Raw genomic sequence first — 17,063 nt, 5'->3', positions numbered from 1 at the left:
GAACGAATGCATGCCGGGGGCAGGAACATGATGCGTGCGCGGAATCCCGGAGAGCTCGGCTCGGCCCTGGCGTCCTGCCGGACGGCGTTCGCCGGCGTCGCGGTGATGAGCGGCGTGGTGAACGTGCTGTACCTCACCGGCTCGTTCTTCATGCTGGAGGTCTACGACCGGGTGATCCCGAGCCGTTCGGTGCCGACGCTGATCGGGCTGATGGCGCTGGCGCTGACGCTGTACGCGTTCCAGGGGGCGCTCGAGGCGATCCGCTCGCGCATCCTCGCCCGCGTCGGGGCGGCGCTCGACGAGGCGCTGTCGGGCCGCGTGTTCGACCTCGTGGTGCGTGCGCCGCTCAAGGGGGCCGCCCCCGGCGACGGGCTGCTGCCGCTGCGCGACCTCGACCAGATCCGCGCGTTCCTGTCGGGCACCGGCCCGTCGGCGTTCTTCGACCTGCCGTGGCTGCCGATCTACCTGGCCGTCTGCTTCCTGTTCCACCCGCTGATCGGCGTCGCCGCGCTCTGCGGCGCCCTCTTCCTCGCGGCGGTGACGTGGCTGACCGACCGCGCCACCCGCAGGCCGGCCCAGGCCGCGACCGGGCACGGCCTGCGCCGCAACGGCCTGGCGGAGGCCGGGCGCCGCAACGCCGAGGTGCTCGCCGCGCTCGGCATGCAGGGCCGCTTCCAGGCGCGCTGGGCCGGGGCCAACCGCGACTACATGGACGCCCAGCAGCGCAACGCCGACGTGGCCGGGGGCCTCGGCGCCGTGTCGAAGGTGTTCCGCATGGCGCTGCAATCGGGCGTGCTGGCGCTCGGCGCCTGGCTGGTGATCCAGGGCCAGGCCACCGCCGGCATCATCATCGCGAGCTCGATCCTGGTGTCGCGGGCGCTGGCCCCGGCGGAACTCGCCATCGCCAACTGGAAGGGCTTCGTCCAGGCGCGCCAGAGCTGGGCCCGGCTCTCGGACCTGCTCGCGCGCATCCCGGCCGGGCAGCCGCGCCACGGCCTGCCGGCGCCGTCGCGGACGCTGACGGTGGAGGCGGTCACGATCGCCCCGCCCGGCTCGCAGCGTCCGGTGGTCGGCGAGGTCAGCTTCGCGCTGAAGGCCGGGCAGGGCCTCGGGGTGATCGGCCCCTCGGCCTCCGGCAAGTCGAGCCTGATCCGCGCACTGATCGGCGTGTGGCCGCCCCTGCGCGGCAAGGTGCGCCTCGACGGGGCGGCCCTCGACCAGTGGGAACCGGCCGACCTCGGCCCCCATCTCGGCTACCTGCCGCAGGAGGCGGAGCTGTTCGCCGGCACCATCGGCGAGAACATCGCCCGCTTCGACCCGGCGGCCTCGGCCGAGGCGGTGATCGCGGCGGCGCAGGCGGCCGGCATCCACGAGATGGTGCTGCGGCTGACCGACGGCTACGACACCCGGATCGGCGAGGGCGGGGCGGGCCTGTCCTCCGGCCAGCGCCAGCGCATCGGCCTGGCGCGGGCGCTCTACGGCGACCCGTTCCTGGTGATCCTCGACGAGCCCAACGCCAACCTCGATGCCGAGGGCGAGAACGCGCTGACCCGGGCGATCCTCGGCGTGCGGGCGCGGGGCGGCATCTGCATCGTCGTGGCCCACCGCCCCTCGGCCCTGGCCGCGCTCGACCTCGTGCTGATGATGGCCGACGGCCGCGCCCAGGCCTTCGGCCCGAAGGACGAGGTGTTCAAGCGCGTGCTGCGCGCCGCCCCCGAACCGGCCCCGGCGGGGCTGCCCGCGCAAGGGCCCGCGAAGCCGACCCTGCAGGAAAGCGCCTGACCATGGCCGACCCCGTGATCCTCGCAGGCCCGATCGCCGCCGTCCCGGCCGCCCCCCTGCCGCCGCGCCCCCGCGCCCGGGCCTCGATCCGGCGCCACCTCGCGCTGAGCCTGGGGCTCGGCACCGTGCTGGTGGTCGGCGTCGGCGGCTGGGCCACCTTCACCGAGATCGCCGGCGCGGTGATCGCGCCGGGCCAGCTCGTGGTCGAGTCCGACGTCAAGAAGGTGCAGCACCCCACCGGCGGGGTGGTCGGGGAGCTGCGCGTGCGCGAGGGCGACCGGGTCAAGGCCGGCGACGTGCTGATCCGCCTCGACGAGACGCAGACCCGGGCCAACCTCGACATCGTGCTGCGGGCGCTGGACGAGCTCGACGCGCGCCATGCCCGCGACGAGGCCGAGCGCGACGACGCCCCGACGATCGCCTTCCCCGCCGAGCTGCTGGGCCGCCGGGACGCCGACCCCTCGGTCGCCCGCCTCGTCGACGGCGAGACCCGCCTGTTCGCCGCCCGCCGCGCCGGCCGCGCCGGGCAGAAGGCGCAGCTCTCCGAGCGCATCGAGCAGCTGCGCCAGGAGATCGGCGGCCTGACCCAGCAGGCCAACGCCAAGGAGCGCGAGATCGCGCTGATCCTCACCGAGCTGACGGGGGTGCGCGAGCTCTACGCCAAGAACCTGGTGCCGCTCTCGCGCGTCACCGCGCTCGAGCGCGAGACCGCCCGGCTCCAGGGCGAGCGCGGCCAGCTCGTCGCGCAGACCGCCTCGGCCAAGGGCAAGATCACCGAGACCGAGCTGCAGATCCTGCAGGTCGACGGCGACATGCGCACCGAGGTCGGCAAGGACCTCGCCGAGATCCGCGGCAAGCGCTCGGAGCTGCGCGAGAAGCGGGTCGCGGCCGAGGACCAGCTCAAGCGCATCGACCTGCGCAGCCCGCAGGACGGCACCGTCCACCAGATGACGGTCCACACCGTGGGCGGGCTGGTGACGCCGTCCGAGCCGGCGATGCTGATCGTGCCCACGGCCGACCAGCTCGCCGTCGAGGTCAAGATCCCGCCCCAGGACATCGACAGCGTGCGCCGCGAGCAGCGCGCGGTGCTGCGGTTCTCCGCCTTCAACAGCCGCACCACGCCCGAGATCGACGGCACGGTGAGCCGCGTCTCGGCCGACGTCTCGACCGATCCCAAGACCGGCCAGAGCTACTACACCGCCCGCATCCGCGTGCCCGAGACCCAGCGCGAGCGCCTGGGCGAGGTCCAGCTCGTGCCCGGCATGCCGGTCGAGGCCTTCCTCCAGATCGGCGAGCGCTCCGTGATGAGCTACCTGATGAAGCCGCTCGCCGACCAGGTCGCCAAAGCCTGGCGCGAGAAGTAGGCACGCGGGCACGGCCCTGCGCGATGCTTCGCTGCGGTGCCTTGCCTCGTGCGGCCGAATCCTGATATGGGGCCCGCTCTTTCCGCGATGCGTCCGCCGCCATCGCCGTGCGCCCGCGAGGGCGTGCGATCCCGACACCCTTTCGATGGACGGCCGGTCCGACCCGCGCCGCGTGCAAGACCGATGAAGATTCGCAACTCCCTCAAGTCGCTCCGTGGCCGCCACCGCGACAACCAGCTCGTGCGCCGCAAGGGCCGGGTCTACGTCATCAACAAGACCCAGAAGCGCTTCAAGGCCCGCCAGGGCTGAGGCGTCGCGGCATCCGTCCCCGACGGATGCCCGACCGGGCGGCGCGACCGCCCCCGCCGCGCGGCATCCCGCGCGTTGACGCCGGCGGGCGGGGGGACCAAGCTCCCCGCATGGCGCCCATCGCTCGACCGCTCCTGTTCGTCCTGCTCGCGACCGTCTCGACGGCCGCCGCCGCGGCGCCGCCCGGCAATCCGGACCGCCATCCGCCGGCCGCCGCCGAGCCGAAGGTGCAGGACCGCAAGCCCGCCGCCAGCCTGAACGAGCTGTACGAGCGTCTCCGCAACGCCGAGGACGACGCCGAGGCGAAGGGCGTCGCGACCCTGATCGAGCGCCGCCTCGACCGGTCCGGCAGCGCCACCGTGGACCTCCTCACCGATCGCGCCCGCCAGGCGATGACCGCACAGGACCTCGCCCTGGCCGCCGAGCTGATGGACCGCGCCACCGCGATCGAGCCGGCCTGGTCCGAGGGCTGGAACCGGCGCGCGACGGTGTTCTGGCTCCTGACCGACAGGGAATCGGCGATCGCCGACCTGCAGCGTGCGCTGGTGCTGGAGCCGCGCCACTTCGAGGCCTGGGCGGCCCTCGGCCGGATCTACCTGTCGATGGACGACAAGGCGCGGGCGATGAACGCCTATCGCCGGGCGATCGCCATCTACCCGCGCATGCCGAAGCTCAAGGACGCGATGGAGCGTCTGTCACCCGAGGTCGACGGTCGCGACCTGTGAAGGCCGTGATCCTCGCGCTGGCGAGCCTGCTCGGCCTCGTCGCGGCCCTGATCGGCGCCATCCTCGGCGCGGGCGCGGTGGCGACGCTGATCATCACCGCCCGGGTCTCGGCGCAGCATCCCCCGGAAGGGCCGTTCGTCGACGTCGCCGGCGGCCACCTCGCGACGATCCAGGCCGGCCCCAAGACCGGGGCCCGGGCCACGATCGTGCTGCTGCACGGGGCCTCGGCCAACGCCTCAGACCCGATGGAGGGCGTCGGGCGGACGCTCGCCGCGCAGGGTTTTCGCGTCGTCGCCTTCGACCGGCCGGGCTTCGGCTGGAGCGACCGGCTCTCGGGCGAGGACGCCGCCGCCCCGGCGGTCCAGGGGGCGGCCATCGCCGAGGCGCTGGAGCGCATGAACGTCGGCCCGGCGATCGTGCTCGGCCATTCCTGGGCGGGCGCCCTGGCGCTGAGCCTCGCCCTCGACCATCCCGAGCGCGTCTCCGGGCTGGTGCTGGTCGCGCCGGTGGCGCTGCCGTTCCGCGAGGCGCGGACCCCGGCCTGGTACTGGCGCCTCGCGCTCCAGCCGCCGGTGGCGTGGCTGCTGAGCCGGACGCTCGGGCCGCCCATCGGCCTGCGCTTCCTCGAGACGGCGGCGCGCAACGTGTTCCAGCCGCAGCCGGTGGCGGAGGGCTACGTCGACCGCAGCCGGGCCGCCCTGGTCCTGCGCCCGGCCACCCTGCTCGCCAGCGTGCAGGACCTGGTCGCGCTCCCCGCAGCCCTCGCCGCGCAGGCGCCGCGCTACAAATCGCTGCGCGTGCCGACGACGATCGTCACCGGCGATGCCGACGGCGCCGTCGGCAACACGAGTCAGGCCGAACCCCTGAGCCGCACGATCCCGGGGGCCGACCTCGTCGAGCTGCCGGGGATCGGCCACATGGTGCCGTGGGTGTCGACGCAGGCGCTGGTCGACGCGGTGTCGAAGATGGCCGAGCGGGTCGCCGCGCCGGAGGCCGCCCCGGTCGCGCCCTGAGGCGCCGCGTGGACCGGTCGGCGGTCGGATCGGCCGTCAGCGCGACGCGGAAGGCCAGACGACGGCTCGGGCCACGACGACGTGGATGCCGTTGAAGGTCGCCGCCGACGATCCCTACGGGACTTGGCCGAGGGCGAGGGCGTCCGACACGCGACGACGGAACGCCGCGTCGTCCTCGCCGGTCGGCAGGCGATAGGCCGGGAGGCCGTCGGGTGGCTGCGACGTCATCGGGAAGCCTCGCTACGATCGCCGCCGGGGCGAGCGGCGGCGCTCCGTCCCGCCGAAGAACGGGACGGAGCGGCCGATCACGCCTTCGCGGCGTGCTCGCGGGTGATGAAGGCGATGCGCACGAGGTTCGTCGCGCCCGGCGTCCCGAAGGGGACGCCGGCGACCACGATGACGCGGTCGCCGACCTCGGCGAAGCGCTCGCGCACCGCGAACTTCGCGGCCCGGAAGGCCATGTCGTCCACGTCGCTGGCATCGTTGGTGACGATCGGGTGCGTGCCCCAGGCGATCGCCAAGCGGCGCGCGGTCTCGCGCTTGGGCGTCAGCGCGATCACCGTGGCGTTCGGGCGCTCGCGCGAGAGCCGGAGCGCCGTCGAGCCCGAATGGGTCCAGGCCATGATCGCGTCGAGGTCGAGCGCGTCGACCATCTGGTGGGCGGCCGCCGCGATGGCGTCGGCGGCGGTGTGGTCCGGCGTCGAGTTCTGCGCGCGGATGATCGACCAGTACAGGGCGTCGCGCTCGACCTCCTCGGCGATGCGGCTCATCATGCCGATCGCCTCGAGCGGGAAGGCGCCCGACGCGCTCTCGGCGGAGAGCATCACCGCATCCGCGCCCTCGTAGACCGCGGTCGCCACGTCGGACACCTCGGCGCGGGTCGGCACGGGGGCGGTGATCATCGATTCGAGCATCTGCGTCGCGACGACGACGGGCTTGCCCATCCGCCGGGCGCCGCGGGTGATGCGCTTCTGCACGCCGGGCACCTGCTCCAGCGGCATCTCCACGCCGAGGTCGCCGCGGGCCACCATCACGCCGTCGGAGATCTCCATGATCTCGTCGAGCCGGGTCAGCGCCTGCGGCTTCTCGATCTTGGCCATCACCAGGGCGCGGCCGGCGCAGACCTTCTTCACCTCGGCCACGTCCTCGGGCCGCTGCACGAAGGACACCGCGATCCAGTCGGCGCCGACGTTGAGGCCGGCCTCGAGGTCCGAGCGGTCCTTGTCGGTCATCGCAGGCAGCGGGATCACCGTGTGGGGCAGGGAGACGCCCTTGCGGTTCGAGATGCGGCCGCCGACCTCGACGCGGGTCACGGCGCGCGTCTCGCTCGCCTCGGTGACGGTGAGGCGCAGCTTGCCGTCGTCGATGATGACGGAGTGGCCCGGCTCCAGGGCGGAGAGGATCTCCGGATGGGGCAGGTAGCAGCGGTGGACGTCGCCCGGCGTCGGGTCGCCGTCGAGGACGAAGCTCGCGCCGTTCTCGATCATCGCGAACCCCTCGGCGAAGGCGCCGAGCCGGAGCTTCGGGCCCTGGAGGTCGACCAGGATGCCGATCGGGCGCTTGAACTCGCGCTCGACCGCGCGGATCGCCTCGACCTTCTCGGGCAGCTTCTCGCGCGGCAGGTGGCTCATGTTGAGCCGGAACACGTCCACGCCGGCGCGGAAGAGTTTCGCGATCATCTCCGGCGAGTCGGAAGCCGGACCGAGGGTGGCGACGATCTTCGTGCGGCGTGAACGTTTCATCGGGCCTCCTGGGGCACATCGCTGCCGCCGCGTGCCCCTTGGCGGAACATCATGAAGTCGTGACGACGGGCATGCGGCCAGAAGCACCGGTCATGCTGCCCCGTCAAGGCGGGGCGGGGGGATCAGGGCTGCGGTGCGGCCGGCTGGTTCGGGTCGGAGAGCTGGATCGTCCAGCTCTTCTGCTCGCCGGTGTCGACCTCGAAGAAGCCGTTGCGGTCGTAACCGCGGGCGAGGCAGTCCTCGACGCCGCGGATCGTGAACTCGCTGTCGCGGGTGCACATCAGCGAGCGCCCGCTCCACTCGCCGCCGCGCGTGTAGTCGACGGCGAAGACGTAGTAGAACCGTGCGGCCAGGGCGCCCTTGAGCAGGGTCTCGCACGCCTTCGGCGTCAGGTCCCACCAGCCCTCCGTGACCCAGCCCTGCGGGTCGCGGTAGCCCAACGCGATGCCGACCTTGCTCGGGGTGAGGTTGCACAGGCGCAGGTCCGCGCGGGCCGGCGAGGCGCCGAGCAACGCGAGCCCGAGCGCCGCGCCGATCACGAGAAGCCGCAACGCAAACTCCCAAAAAAGTCAGCCGACGAGGATGATGCGGCAGTCGTTGACATTGGTCTTCGTCGGGCCGGGCTGAACGAGGTCGCCGATCTCGGCGAAGAACCGGGTGGAATCGTTGTCGGCCAGCATCGCGGCCGGATCGAGGCCCGCGGCGCGGGCGCGAGCCAGCGTGGTCGGGTCGACGAGGCCGCCGGCCGGGTCCGTCGCCTCGCCGCGGCCGCCGTCGGTGCCGTCGGTGTCGGCTGCGATGCCGGCGATCCCGGTCTCGCCGTCGAGCGCGATGGCGAGCGCCAGCGCGTATTCCTGGTTCGGCCCGCCATGGCCCTCGCCGCGGATCGTCACGGTGAGCTCGCCGCCGGAGATCAGCGCGACCTTGCGGCCCGAGGCCTTGATCTCGCGGGCGATGCGGGCGTGCTCGGCCGCGACCTCGCGGGCCTCGCCCTCGAGGTCGGCGCCGAGCATCACCGGCTGGTAGCCGGCGGCCTTGGCGGCGGCGGCCGCCGCCTCCAGCGCGTCGATCGGCCGGGCGACGATGCGGTACTCGGCCCGCGCGAAGGCCGGGTCGCCGGCTTTCGGGGTCTCGTTCAGCGGGTCGTTCAGCAGGCGGATCGCGGTCTCGGGCAGCGGGATCCCGCGGCGCTCGCAGATCGCGCGGGCGTCGGCGAGCGTCGACGGGTCGGGCACGGTCGGGCCGGAGGCGATCACCGCGGGGTCGTCGAACGGCACGTCGGAGATCGCCAGCGTCAGGATCGAGCGGGCGTTGCGCGCGGCCACCGCGAGGCGGCCGCCCTTGATGCGCGAGAGGTGCTTGCGCACGGTGTTGATCTCGCCGATCGGCGCGCCCGAGCGCAGCATCGCGCGGGTGATCGCCTGCTTCTCGGGCAGCGTCAGGTCGCCGGCCGGCGCGATCCAGTTGGCCGAGCCGCCGCCCGAGAGCAGAACCAGCACCTCGTCGTCGGGGCCGGCGGCGGTGGCGAGCGCCAGCGCCTCCCGGGTCGCGGCGATGCCGGCCTCGTCCGGTACGGGATGGCCGGCCTCGACCATGCGGATGCCGGGCGCGTCCTGCCCGTAACCGTGGCGGGCGACGGCAAGACCGACGATGCGGTCGTCGCCGAGCCCGTGCTGCTCGCGGTAGAACCGGCTGGCGACCGCCGCCATGCTTCCCCCCGCCTTGCCGGCGCCGAGGATGATCAGCCGGCCCGGGGTCGGCGGCGGCAGGTGCGCCGGCAGGCAGGTATCGGGGTGGGCGGCCTCGATCGCCGCGGCGAGGAAGCCGTCGAGCAGGGTCCGCAGGGCGCGCGTGGCGGGGTCGATCTCAGGCGTCATCGGTCAGGGTCTCGCGCGTCGTTTCCTCGTTCGTGCGGTCCTCGCCTTCGCGACCCGCGGGTGCGGGCAGGGGCGACGGGCTCTTTGGGCGACGGGCCTGTTTCTTGCCGTGGCCGTTTCTTGCCGTGAGCGCACGATCCTTGATACGTGCTCTGCCCGAGCCTTGCCGTGACGGCAAGACCTCCCAGCCTCCGCGAACCGAACCGGACCCGTGCCCCTGTCCCACAGCCTCGCGCGACACCCGCCCCACCCGGTCGAGACGATCCCGGGCGATCCCACCTGCGGGCTGATCCTGGCCTGCGACCACGCCTCGAACCATGTGCCCGACGACATCGAGCTCGGGCTGCCCGAGGGCGAGTTCCGGCGCCACATCGCCTACGACATCGGGGCGGCGGGCGTGACCCGGCGGCTCGCGGCGCTGCTCGGCGCGCCGGCGATCCTCACCGACTTCTCGCGGCTGATCATCGACCCGAACCGCGGCCGGGCCGACCCGACGCTGGTGATGCGGCTCTCGGACGGGGCGGTGGTGCCCGGCAACGCGCGGATCGACGAGGCCGGCAAGCAGGCGCGCATCGCCCGCTTCTACGATCCGTTCGACCGGGCGATCGATGCCGCGGTGGCGGCGGCCGACGCCGCGGCCGGCCCGCCGATGCTCCTGACGATGCACAGCTTCACCCCGTTCTGGCGCGGCGTCCCCCGGCCCTGGGAAGTCGGCATCCTCTACGACCGGGACGAGCGCCTCAGCGCGCCCTTGATCGCGGGCCTGCGCGCCGACCCCGCCGGGCTGACGGTGGGCGACAACGAGCCCTACGGCGGCGGCCTGCCCGGCGACACGATCGACCGGCACGCCACCGCGCGGGGGCTGGCCAATGCGCTGGTCGAGATCCGCCAGGACCTGATCGCCGCCGAGGCCGGGCAGGGCGAATGGGCCGCGCGCTTCGCCGGGCTTCTCCGCCCGCTGATGAAGGGTCGCGCTTGACGCGGGTACGCTTGACTCGGGCGCGCCCCGCGACGACCTCCAGCGGATCATTTAGGAACAGCGCGAGAGGCCGATGACCGAGATCGATCCGAAGACGCAGACCGAGCTCGAGGCGGCGGTCTACCGGCGCCTGGTGGCGCATCTCCAGGCGCGCACCGACGTCCAGAACATCGACATGATGAACCTCGCCGGCTTCTGCCGGAACTGCCTGTCGAACTGGATGAAGGATGCGGCCGACGCCGAAGGGCTCGGCCTGACCAAGGACGAGGCCCGCGAGCGGGTCTACGGGATGCCGTTCTCCGAATGGAAGGCGAAGTACCAGACCGAGGCCAGCCCCGAGCAGCAGGCCGCCTTCGCCAAATCCGCGGCGGAGCCGCACTGAACGTCCACGGCGGAGCCGCACCGAACGGCTACGGCGGAACCGCGCTGACGCGTTCCGCCACCGGGCCGCGGCGACGCGTTCCACGGCGGGGCTGCGCGGGTCGCTCCGGCTAAGCTCCCGGTAAGTTTACTCCCCTACGAACCGGGCAGGACAGGAGAGAACCATGAACGCGCATGCCATGCCGACCCCCGGCGACGTGTCATCATCCGAGGGCGTGGCCGCCGACGAGCTTCGCGCGTTCATCGAGCGCATCGAGCGCCTCGAGGAGGAGAAGAGCGGCATCGCCGGCGACATCAAGGAAGTGATGGCCGAGCTGAAGGGCCGCGGCTTCGACGTGAAGGCGGTCCGCACCATCCTGCGCATGCGCAAGAAGGACCACAGCGAGCGCCAGGAGGAGGAGGCGATCCTCGAGCTCTACATGCAGGCGCTCGGCATGGTCTGACGGCTCGCGGCGGCATGCTCGACCACGGTCGAGCATGCCGCCGCAACGTCCGAGGCGACCTTCAGCCCACCTGGGCCAGGGCCTGCGCGATGTCCGCGATCAGGTCCTCGACGTTCTCCAGGCCGATCGACAGGCGGACGGTGTCGGGGCCGACGCAGGCCGCCTCCTTCTCGTCCTTCGGCAACTGGCGGTGCGTCGTCGTCGCGGGATGGATCGCCAGCGACTTGATCTCGCCGATGTTCACGAGGTGCGAGATCAGCTCTAGGCTGGTGATGAACGTCAGCGCGGCCGGCTCGCCGCCCTTCAGGGCGAAGGTGAAGATCGAGCCCGGCCCCTGCGGCACGTAGCGCTGCGCCAGCGCCTCGCCGGGCTGGCCGGGCAGGCCCGGATAGCTCACCCAGGCGACGGCCGGATGGTCCTTGAGGTAGGCGGCGACCGTGCGCGCGTTGGCGCAGTGGCGCGCCATCCTGAGCGGCAGGGTCTCGATGCCGGTCAGCGTCAGGAACGCGTTCATCGGCGAGAGGCCGGGGCCGAGGTCGCGCAGGCCGAACAGGCGGCAGGCCACGGCGAACGGGTTGTCGGGGAAGCGCTCGGTGATGACGAGGCCGTCGTAGTCGGGCCATGCGCCGGTGATCAGGTTGTAGTGGTCGGTCCTCGTCCAGTCGAACCGGCCGGCGTCGCAGATCACGCCGCCGATGGTCTGGCCGGAGCCGCCGAGGAACTTCGATGTCGAGTGCACGACGATGTCGGCGCCGTGCTCGATCGGTCGGATCAGGGCGGGCGAGGCGAGGGTGTTGTCGACGACGAGCGGCAGACCGTGGCGCCGGGCCACCTCGGCGATGCCGGCGATGTCCATCACCGTGGCGCACGGGTTGACGATCGACTCGCAGATGATCGCCCGGGTCTCCGGCGTGATCGCCGCCTCGAAATCGGCCGGCGTCAGGCCCTTGGCGAAGAGCGGCTTCAGGTCGTAGCGCCCATCGAGCCGCCGCATCAGGCCGAGCGAGCCGCCGAACAGGCGCGGCGAGGCGACGTAGGCGTCGCCGCTCTTCATCAGCGTCAGCATCACCAGCAGCAGCGCCGACTGCCCCGAGGACACGGCGATGGCGGCCTTCGCGCCCTCGAGCGCGGCCACGCGCCGCTCAAGGGCGGCGACGGTGGGGTTCGAGCCGCGCGAGTACGAGAACCCGGTGCGGCGCATGTTGAAGATGTCGGCGGCCTGCTCGGTGGAATCGAACACGAAGCCGTTGGTGAAGTAGATCGGCTGCGCCCGCGCGCCGGTGGCCGGGTCGGGGCTGGCACCGGCATGGATCGCCTGGGTGGCGAATCGGGGCGTCTTCGGCGTGTCTGTCATCGAACTCGGTCCTCGGGACCATGCCCTATCACGGCGGACCGGGGGAGGGGCAACCGCGGGCAGGGCCCGTCGGGCCTGCGGGCGTGGGCTCAGGCCGCGCGGTGGATGAAGGAGCGCAGCGTCCGGACCAGGGTGTTGGGCTCGTAGGGCTTCGGGATGAAGCGGGCGCCGTCGGGCATGTCGTAGGGGCCGGGCGTGCCCATGCCGGACACGACAAGGACCGGGATCGCCGGCCAGCGGTCGGCCACGAGGCGGGCCAGCGCGAAACCGTCCATCGAGCCTTGCGGCATGTCGACATCGGTCATCAGAACTTGAACGTCGTCGCGATTCTCAAGAACCTTCAGCGCCTTGTCCGCATGGCTCGCTTCGAGAACCGTGAAACCCGCATCGGCGAGGGTGTCGGCGGCTTCCATCAGAAGAAGGCCGTCGTCTTCCACCAGGAGAACGACGGGTTGATCTGTCGGGCTGTCGGTCATCAGGCCTGCGGACACTGTGTTTGAACACCAGCACCGGGGCCTATTCCCCGGTGTCCGCCTCGTCAAGGCGCGCACTCATGCCGGCCTCGGCCCCCACAGGATGAGGCCGGCGCCGGCGAGACAGATCATCGCGCCGGAGAGGTCCCAGCGGTCGGGCGGGCGATCCTCCACGAGCCAGAGCCAGGCGAGCGAGAGCGCGATGTAGATGCCGCCGTAGGCGGCGTAGGCGCGCCCGGCGGCCTCCGCCTCGACCCGGGTGAGCAGCAGCGCGAACCCGGCAAGCGCGAGGGCGCCGGGCAGGAGCCAGAGCGGCGAGTGCCCGAGCCTGAGCCAGGCCCAGGCGGCAAAGCAGCCGGCGATCTCGCAGAGGCCGGCCGCGACGTAGACGAGGAGCGTGGACACCCGCGACCTCTCTCACGCCCGGCGGCGATCGCCAATGGGCGGCGCCCGTCTGGGCGTCGCGCCGGAACCCCGGCGGGGGTGCCTCAGGCGGCGACGACCGAGGCGAGCGGCGCCTCCAGGGTCAGCACCGCCCCGGTCGGCGGAAACCGGAGCGCGACCGCGCCGCCGAAATCGTGGCTCAGGCACCGGGCGATCAGGCGCGTGCCGAACCCCGTCCGCGTCGGCGGCGCGACCGGCGGACCGCCGATCTCCTCCCAGCGGAAGCGGAGGCGCGCATCCGGCTCCGTCTCGTCGATCGCCCAGGAGATCGCCACCCGGCCGGCGCCGGTCGAGAGCGCGCCGTACTTGGCGGCGTTGGTGGCGAGCTCGTGCAGCATCAGCGCCAGGGTCAGGCCGTGGCCGGCGGCGAGCGTCAGGTCGGGACCGCTCACCGTGAAGCGGCCGGGCACCCCGTCGCCGTGCAGCGCCACCGCGCCGGCGACGAGGCCCGACAGCGAGGCGCTCGACCACGCGCCCTGAACCAGCACGTCGTGGGCCTGGGCCAGCGCCACGAGGCGGGCATCCAGCGCCCGGCCGGCCTCCTCCAGCGAGGGGGCGTTGCGCAGGGTCTGCGTCGCCACCGCCTGGACCAGGGCGAGGGTGTTCTTCACCCGGTGCGCGAGCTCCTGCATGAGCAGGGTCTGGCGCGCCTCGTTGCGCTTGAGGTCGGTGATGTCGCGCGACACCGCGAGGATGCGTTCGGGGCGGCCGTCGGCGCCGTCGATCGGCGTCACCGCGATGTCCCACCAGGTCGGCGCGGCGCCCGCGTTCAGCACCGCCTGGAAACGGCACGGCCGCCCGGCCCGCGCCGCATCGAGGGCGTCGCGGATGCCGGCACGGCTGTCGGGGGCGGACCAGAAATCGATCCAGGCCCGTCCGACGAGGCCGGCGAACGTTTCGACGCCCAGGACCGCGGGCCCGTTCTCGCTCACGGTGATCAGGCGGCCGTCGAGGTCCAGCACCTTCACGAAATCGGTGGTGGTCCAGAGGATGCGCCGGTTGAACTCCTCGCTGGCCCGGAGCTGCGCGTTCAGCTCCTCGGCGCCGGCGAGGCGGGCGGCACCGCGCGCCAGGTCGCGCCGGCAATGCTCCACGGTGCTCTCGGCCTCGGCGCGCATCCGCACCGCCTCGGCGACGATCCGACGTGCCTCGATGCGGCTGGCGCCGCGTTCCGAGACGACGATCCGGCCGAGGCGCGCGTTGCGTTCGGCTTCCGCGTCGGCCTGCCGGCTCGCCTCGCTCAGCAACGCCCGGAGATGGTGGTTCTCCGCCTCGAGGGCGGAGAGCCGCCGGTCGGCGACCGTGGCCTGAAAGGCGGAAATCTTGCAACTCGCGCCCGTGTCCATCGCACAAGCTCCCCTTCGACGACCGTCGCGCGGCGCCGGCGGGCGTGTCCGCGAGGCGTCCGACGGCGTATCGACCCGCGAAACGCGCGGCGTGGCGACGCGATGTCGAGACGCGGAGCGCGACCGGCGAATGAATCCGCTTCTGAGCCGCGCCCCACCCGCATCCTCACGATTCGGTGGGCGGAATTACGCTAGCATATCGGCCCGGGCCTGCAAGGCACGATTGTAGTCAAGCCGACCGGACCGGAACGGATACAAGTCTAGGCCGTCGCGCAGGACGTCACTTCTTCCGTCCGAGCAGTACGAGCCAGCCGACGCCGAGGGTGAACACGACCAGGCCGATCGTGACGAAGACCGGCGTCCCGAGGTCGATCAGGCGCGGCGCGAGCTGTGTGGCGAAGGCGGCGACCACCAGCGCCACCGCGACGCGGGCCGCCGCCCGCTCGATGCCGCGGGTGACCTTGTCGAGGCCCTTCACCTCGATCTCGACGGTGACGCGGCCCTGCTTCAGACGCACCAGCATCAGGTGGATCAGCGTCGGCAGCTCCGAGGCGGCGCCGTAGAGGCCGACGCCCAGCGCCTCGGCCTTGGATTTCAGCCCGGTCAGCGAGAACTGCGTCTGCATGCTCGCCCGCACCGTCGGGCCGGCGGCGGCGAACAGGTCGAAGTTCGGATCGAGGTGGCGCATCACGCCGTCGGCGGTGACGAGGCCCTTGAACAGGATCGCGAGGTCGGTCGGCATCGCGAGGTCGTTCTCGCGCGCCATGGTCATGAAGTCGGTGAGCACCAACCCGAGATTGAGCGGGATCGAGGAATGGCTCTCGACGAAGGCCTGCGCCGAGCCTTCCAGCCGGGTCAGGTCCGGGCTGCTCGAGCCGGTCCAGTCGAGCAGCACCGCCATCAGCCCGTCGGCGTCCTGCTTCAGCATCGCGCCGATCAGCACGAGCAGCTGGTTGCGCCGCTTCTGCGACAGGCGCCCGATGATGCCGAAATCGATGAATCCGATCCGGTTACCCGACATCGCCAGCATGTTGCCCGGGTGCGGATCGGCGTGGAACACGCCCTCGATCAGAGCCATCTTCAGGAAGGCGTCGGTCCCCTTCTGGGCGAGCAGCTTCTTGTCGACGCCGGCGGCGGCGAGCCGCGCCTCGTCGTTCGGGGGGATGCCGTGGATGAATTCCTGCACCAGCACCCGCTCGGAGCACCACTCCCAGTGGATCTTCGGGAATACGATGTCGTCGCGGTCGGAGAACAGCGAAGCGAGCAACTCGCAGTTGCGCGCCTCGTTCATCAGGTCGAGCTCGCCGTTCAGGCCGGCGGCGAGGTGGCGCATCTGCTCGCCCGGTTGGTAGCGGGCCATGTCCGGCCATTCGGTCTCGACGATGCGGGCGCCGTGCGCCATCAGGCGCAGGTCCGCGTCGATGATCTTGCGCAGGCCCGGGCGCAGCACCTTGACGATGACGTCCTCGCCCGAATGCAGCTTGGCCCGGTAGACCTGGGCGATCGAGGCCGAGGCGATCGCGTTGGTGTCGAACTCGGCGAAGATCTCCTGCGGCGGCGCCCCGAGGTCGGCCTCCAGCTGCGGGCGGATCGTCTCCCAGGAGACCGGCGAGACCTGGCTGTGGAGCTTGGCCAGCTCCTCGGTCCACATCGGCGAGAGCAGGTCGGGACGGCTGGCGAGCACCTGGCCGAACTTGATGAAGGTCGGCCCCAGAGCCTCGATCGCGCGGCGCAGGCGCTCGGGCTCCGACAGGCGGGTGACGTCGATCTTCGGCTTGCGGCGCGGAAGGATCGGGATGTAGCGCAGCCCGAGCCGGTCCACGACCTTGTTGACGCCGAAGCCGATCAGGATCGAGGCGATCTCCGACAGCCGCTGACGGTCGCGCGCGGCAACGAAGGCGGTTTTCAGCATAGAGCGGATCGATCCGTGCGGGGCGACGAGGGAAGGTGCCCGGACAGCACGAGCATCGGGTCTTTTTTAGGGTCGGAGACCGCGCCGTCTCGGATCGGAGGGCTGCGGCGCTTCGGCCCGGACGGGCGCGCCTTCCCGCATCCGGCGGCTGCGCCTCCCCATCACAGGCGGCCGAGCCGTGCCGTGACGGGGGCCGGCGCCTTGCACCGCCGCGGCGGGGAAGCGTAAACCGCGTGCCAGCGCTGGCGCGAACGTGATCGTGCCCGAACGACCCGGCCGAGGAGAGACCCATGACGACCGACCGGCTGCCCGGCTTCAACACCCTCGCGATCCACGCGGGCGCGAGCCCCGATGCGGCCACGGGCGCACGGGCGACGCCGATTTACCAGACCACGAGCTTCGTGTTCGACGACGTCGACCACGCCGCCTCGCTGTTCGGGCTGCAGGCCTTCGGCAACATCTACTCGCGCATCACCAACCCGACCAACGCCGTGCTGGAGGAGCGCATCGCCGCCCTCGAAGGCGGCACCGCGGCGGTCGCGGTGTCGTCCGGCCACGCGGCCGAGTTCCTGACGATGCACGCGCTGATGCAGCCGGGCGACGAGTTCATCGCGGCCAACAAGCTCTACGGCGGCTCGATCAACCAGTTCAACCACAGCTACAAGAACTTCGGCTGGAGCGTGGTCTGGGCCGACACCGACGACCCGTCCTCGTTCGAGCGCGCGATCACGCCGCGCACCAAGGCGATCTTCTGCGAGTCCATCGCCAACCCGGGCGGCGTCATCACCGACATCGCCGCCCTGTCGGAGATCGCCAAGCGCCACAACATCCCGCTCATCGTCGACAACACCATGGCGACGCCGTACCTGATCCGCCCGTTCGAGCACGGCGCCGACATCGTCGTGCACTCGGCGACGAA

The 17,063-nt window shown here is 72.2% G+C and carries 18 protein-coding genes; 9 read left to right on the top strand and 9 right to left on the bottom strand.

Annotated elements, in window-relative coordinates; translation table 11 throughout:
• Window positions 1-27 precede the first annotated feature (27 nt).
• The 5 genes from MKK68_RS01485 (at window position 28) to MKK68_RS01465 (ending at window position 5,193) form a co-directional block, all read left to right on the top strand.
• Entirely contained in the window at window positions 28-1,782 is a 1,755-nt protein-coding gene (locus MKK68_RS01485; RefSeq protein ID WP_244027993.1) for a type I secretion system permease/ATPase, read from the top strand.
• A 2-nt stretch (window positions 1,783-1,784) separates the two neighbouring features.
• A complete protein-coding gene (locus MKK68_RS01480) occupies window positions 1,785-3,146 on the top strand; it encodes an HlyD family type I secretion periplasmic adaptor subunit (protein WP_147844513.1) in 1,362 nt (453 codons plus the stop codon).
• A 183-nt stretch (window positions 3,147-3,329) separates the two neighbouring features.
• On the top strand, window positions 3,330-3,455 hold the full coding sequence (gene ykgO / locus MKK68_RS01475; RefSeq protein ID WP_003601867.1) for a type B 50S ribosomal protein L36: 126 nt from the start codon (window positions 3,330-3,332) through the stop codon (window positions 3,453-3,455).
• Window positions 3,456-3,565: 110 nt separating this feature from the next.
• Window positions 3,566-4,180: a tetratricopeptide repeat protein gene (locus MKK68_RS01470; RefSeq protein ID WP_244027991.1), complete on the top strand. Its 615-nt coding sequence runs from the start codon at window positions 3,566-3,568 to the stop codon at window positions 4,178-4,180.
• A 5-nt stretch (window positions 4,181-4,185) separates the two neighbouring features.
• Window positions 4,186-5,193, top strand: coding sequence for an alpha/beta fold hydrolase (locus tag MKK68_RS01465; protein WP_244027989.1), 1,008 nt, complete (start codon window positions 4,186-4,188; stop codon window positions 5,191-5,193).
• A gap of 114 nt (window positions 5,194-5,307) precedes the next feature.
• On the opposite strand, the gene MKK68_RS01460 is transcribed toward MKK68_RS01465, so the two are convergent.
• The 4 genes from MKK68_RS01460 to MKK68_RS01445 form a co-directional block, all read right to left on the bottom strand.
• The gene (locus tag MKK68_RS01460) at window positions 5,308-5,421 is read right to left on the bottom strand and encodes a DUF1737 domain-containing protein (protein ID WP_244027987.1); all 114 of its coding nucleotides are present in this window, start codon (window positions 5,419-5,421) and stop codon (window positions 5,308-5,310) included.
• A gap of 77 nt (window positions 5,422-5,498) precedes the next feature.
• A complete protein-coding gene (gene pyk, locus MKK68_RS01455; RefSeq protein ID WP_244027985.1) occupies window positions 5,499-6,935 on the bottom strand; it encodes a pyruvate kinase in 1,437 nt (478 codons plus the stop codon).
• A gap of 122 nt (window positions 6,936-7,057) precedes the next feature.
• Entirely contained in the window at window positions 7,058-7,486 is a 429-nt protein-coding gene (locus MKK68_RS01450; RefSeq protein WP_147842561.1) for a DUF1036 domain-containing protein, read from the bottom strand.
• Between the two features lie 18 nt (window positions 7,487-7,504).
• Window positions 7,505-8,812, bottom strand: coding sequence for a glycerate kinase (locus MKK68_RS01445; protein WP_244027983.1), 1,308 nt, complete (start codon window positions 8,810-8,812; stop codon window positions 7,505-7,507).
• A gap of 211 nt (window positions 8,813-9,023) precedes the next feature.
• Between MKK68_RS01445 and MKK68_RS01440 the strand changes: the two genes are divergently transcribed.
• From MKK68_RS01440 to MKK68_RS01430, 3 genes are all read left to right on the top strand, one after another.
• The gene (locus MKK68_RS01440; RefSeq protein ID WP_244027981.1) at window positions 9,024-9,791 is read left to right on the top strand and encodes an N-formylglutamate amidohydrolase; all 768 of its coding nucleotides are present in this window, start codon (window positions 9,024-9,026) and stop codon (window positions 9,789-9,791) included.
• Between the two features lie 73 nt (window positions 9,792-9,864).
• Window positions 9,865-10,173 (top strand): DUF1244 domain-containing protein, encoded by a 309-nt coding sequence (locus MKK68_RS01435; protein ID WP_147727301.1) that lies wholly within the window; start codon window positions 9,865-9,867, stop codon window positions 10,171-10,173.
• A gap of 163 nt (window positions 10,174-10,336) precedes the next feature.
• A complete protein-coding gene (locus MKK68_RS01430; protein ID WP_147727302.1) occupies window positions 10,337-10,615 on the top strand; it encodes a DUF2312 domain-containing protein in 279 nt (92 codons plus the stop codon).
• A 61-nt stretch (window positions 10,616-10,676) separates the two neighbouring features.
• Here the strand turns inward: MKK68_RS01430 and MKK68_RS01425 are convergent, their stop codons facing one another.
• The 5 genes from MKK68_RS01425 to MKK68_RS01405 form a co-directional block, all read right to left on the bottom strand.
• Complete coding sequence (locus tag MKK68_RS01425) at window positions 10,677-11,969, bottom strand: O-acetylhomoserine aminocarboxypropyltransferase/cysteine synthase family protein (RefSeq protein WP_147727303.1); 1,293 nt, start codon at window positions 11,967-11,969, stop codon at window positions 10,677-10,679.
• A gap of 89 nt (window positions 11,970-12,058) precedes the next feature.
• Window positions 12,059-12,445 carry a response regulator gene (locus MKK68_RS01420; RefSeq protein WP_147727304.1) on the bottom strand — a complete coding sequence of 129 codons (387 nt, stop codon included), beginning with the start codon at window positions 12,443-12,445 and terminating at the stop codon, window positions 12,059-12,061.
• Window positions 12,446-12,520: 75 nt separating this feature from the next.
• Window positions 12,521-12,847: a YnfA family protein gene (locus tag MKK68_RS01415; RefSeq protein WP_147842565.1), complete on the bottom strand. Its 327-nt coding sequence runs from the start codon at window positions 12,845-12,847 to the stop codon at window positions 12,521-12,523.
• A gap of 83 nt (window positions 12,848-12,930) precedes the next feature.
• The gene (locus tag MKK68_RS01410) at window positions 12,931-14,232 is read right to left on the bottom strand and encodes a sensor histidine kinase (RefSeq protein WP_147727306.1); all 1,302 of its coding nucleotides are present in this window, start codon (window positions 14,230-14,232) and stop codon (window positions 12,931-12,933) included.
• A gap of 280 nt (window positions 14,233-14,512) precedes the next feature.
• A complete protein-coding gene (locus tag MKK68_RS01405) occupies window positions 14,513-16,144 on the bottom strand; it encodes an ABC1 kinase family protein (RefSeq protein ID WP_147727307.1) in 1,632 nt (543 codons plus the stop codon).
• A gap of 290 nt (window positions 16,145-16,434) precedes the next feature.
• On the opposite strand from MKK68_RS01405, the gene MKK68_RS01400 reads away from it, so the two are divergent.
• The coding region (locus MKK68_RS01400; protein WP_244027973.1) for an aminotransferase class I/II-fold pyridoxal phosphate-dependent enzyme at window positions 16,435-17,063 on the top strand (629 nt) is incomplete at its 3' end.

The organism is Methylobacterium sp. E-016, assembly GCF_022829745.1.
Taxonomy (GTDB): Bacteria; Pseudomonadota; Alphaproteobacteria; order Rhizobiales; family Beijerinckiaceae; genus Methylobacterium.
The sequence above is the reverse complement of the archived record's forward strand: the minus strand, read 5'-3'. Positions and strand labels throughout refer to the sequence as shown.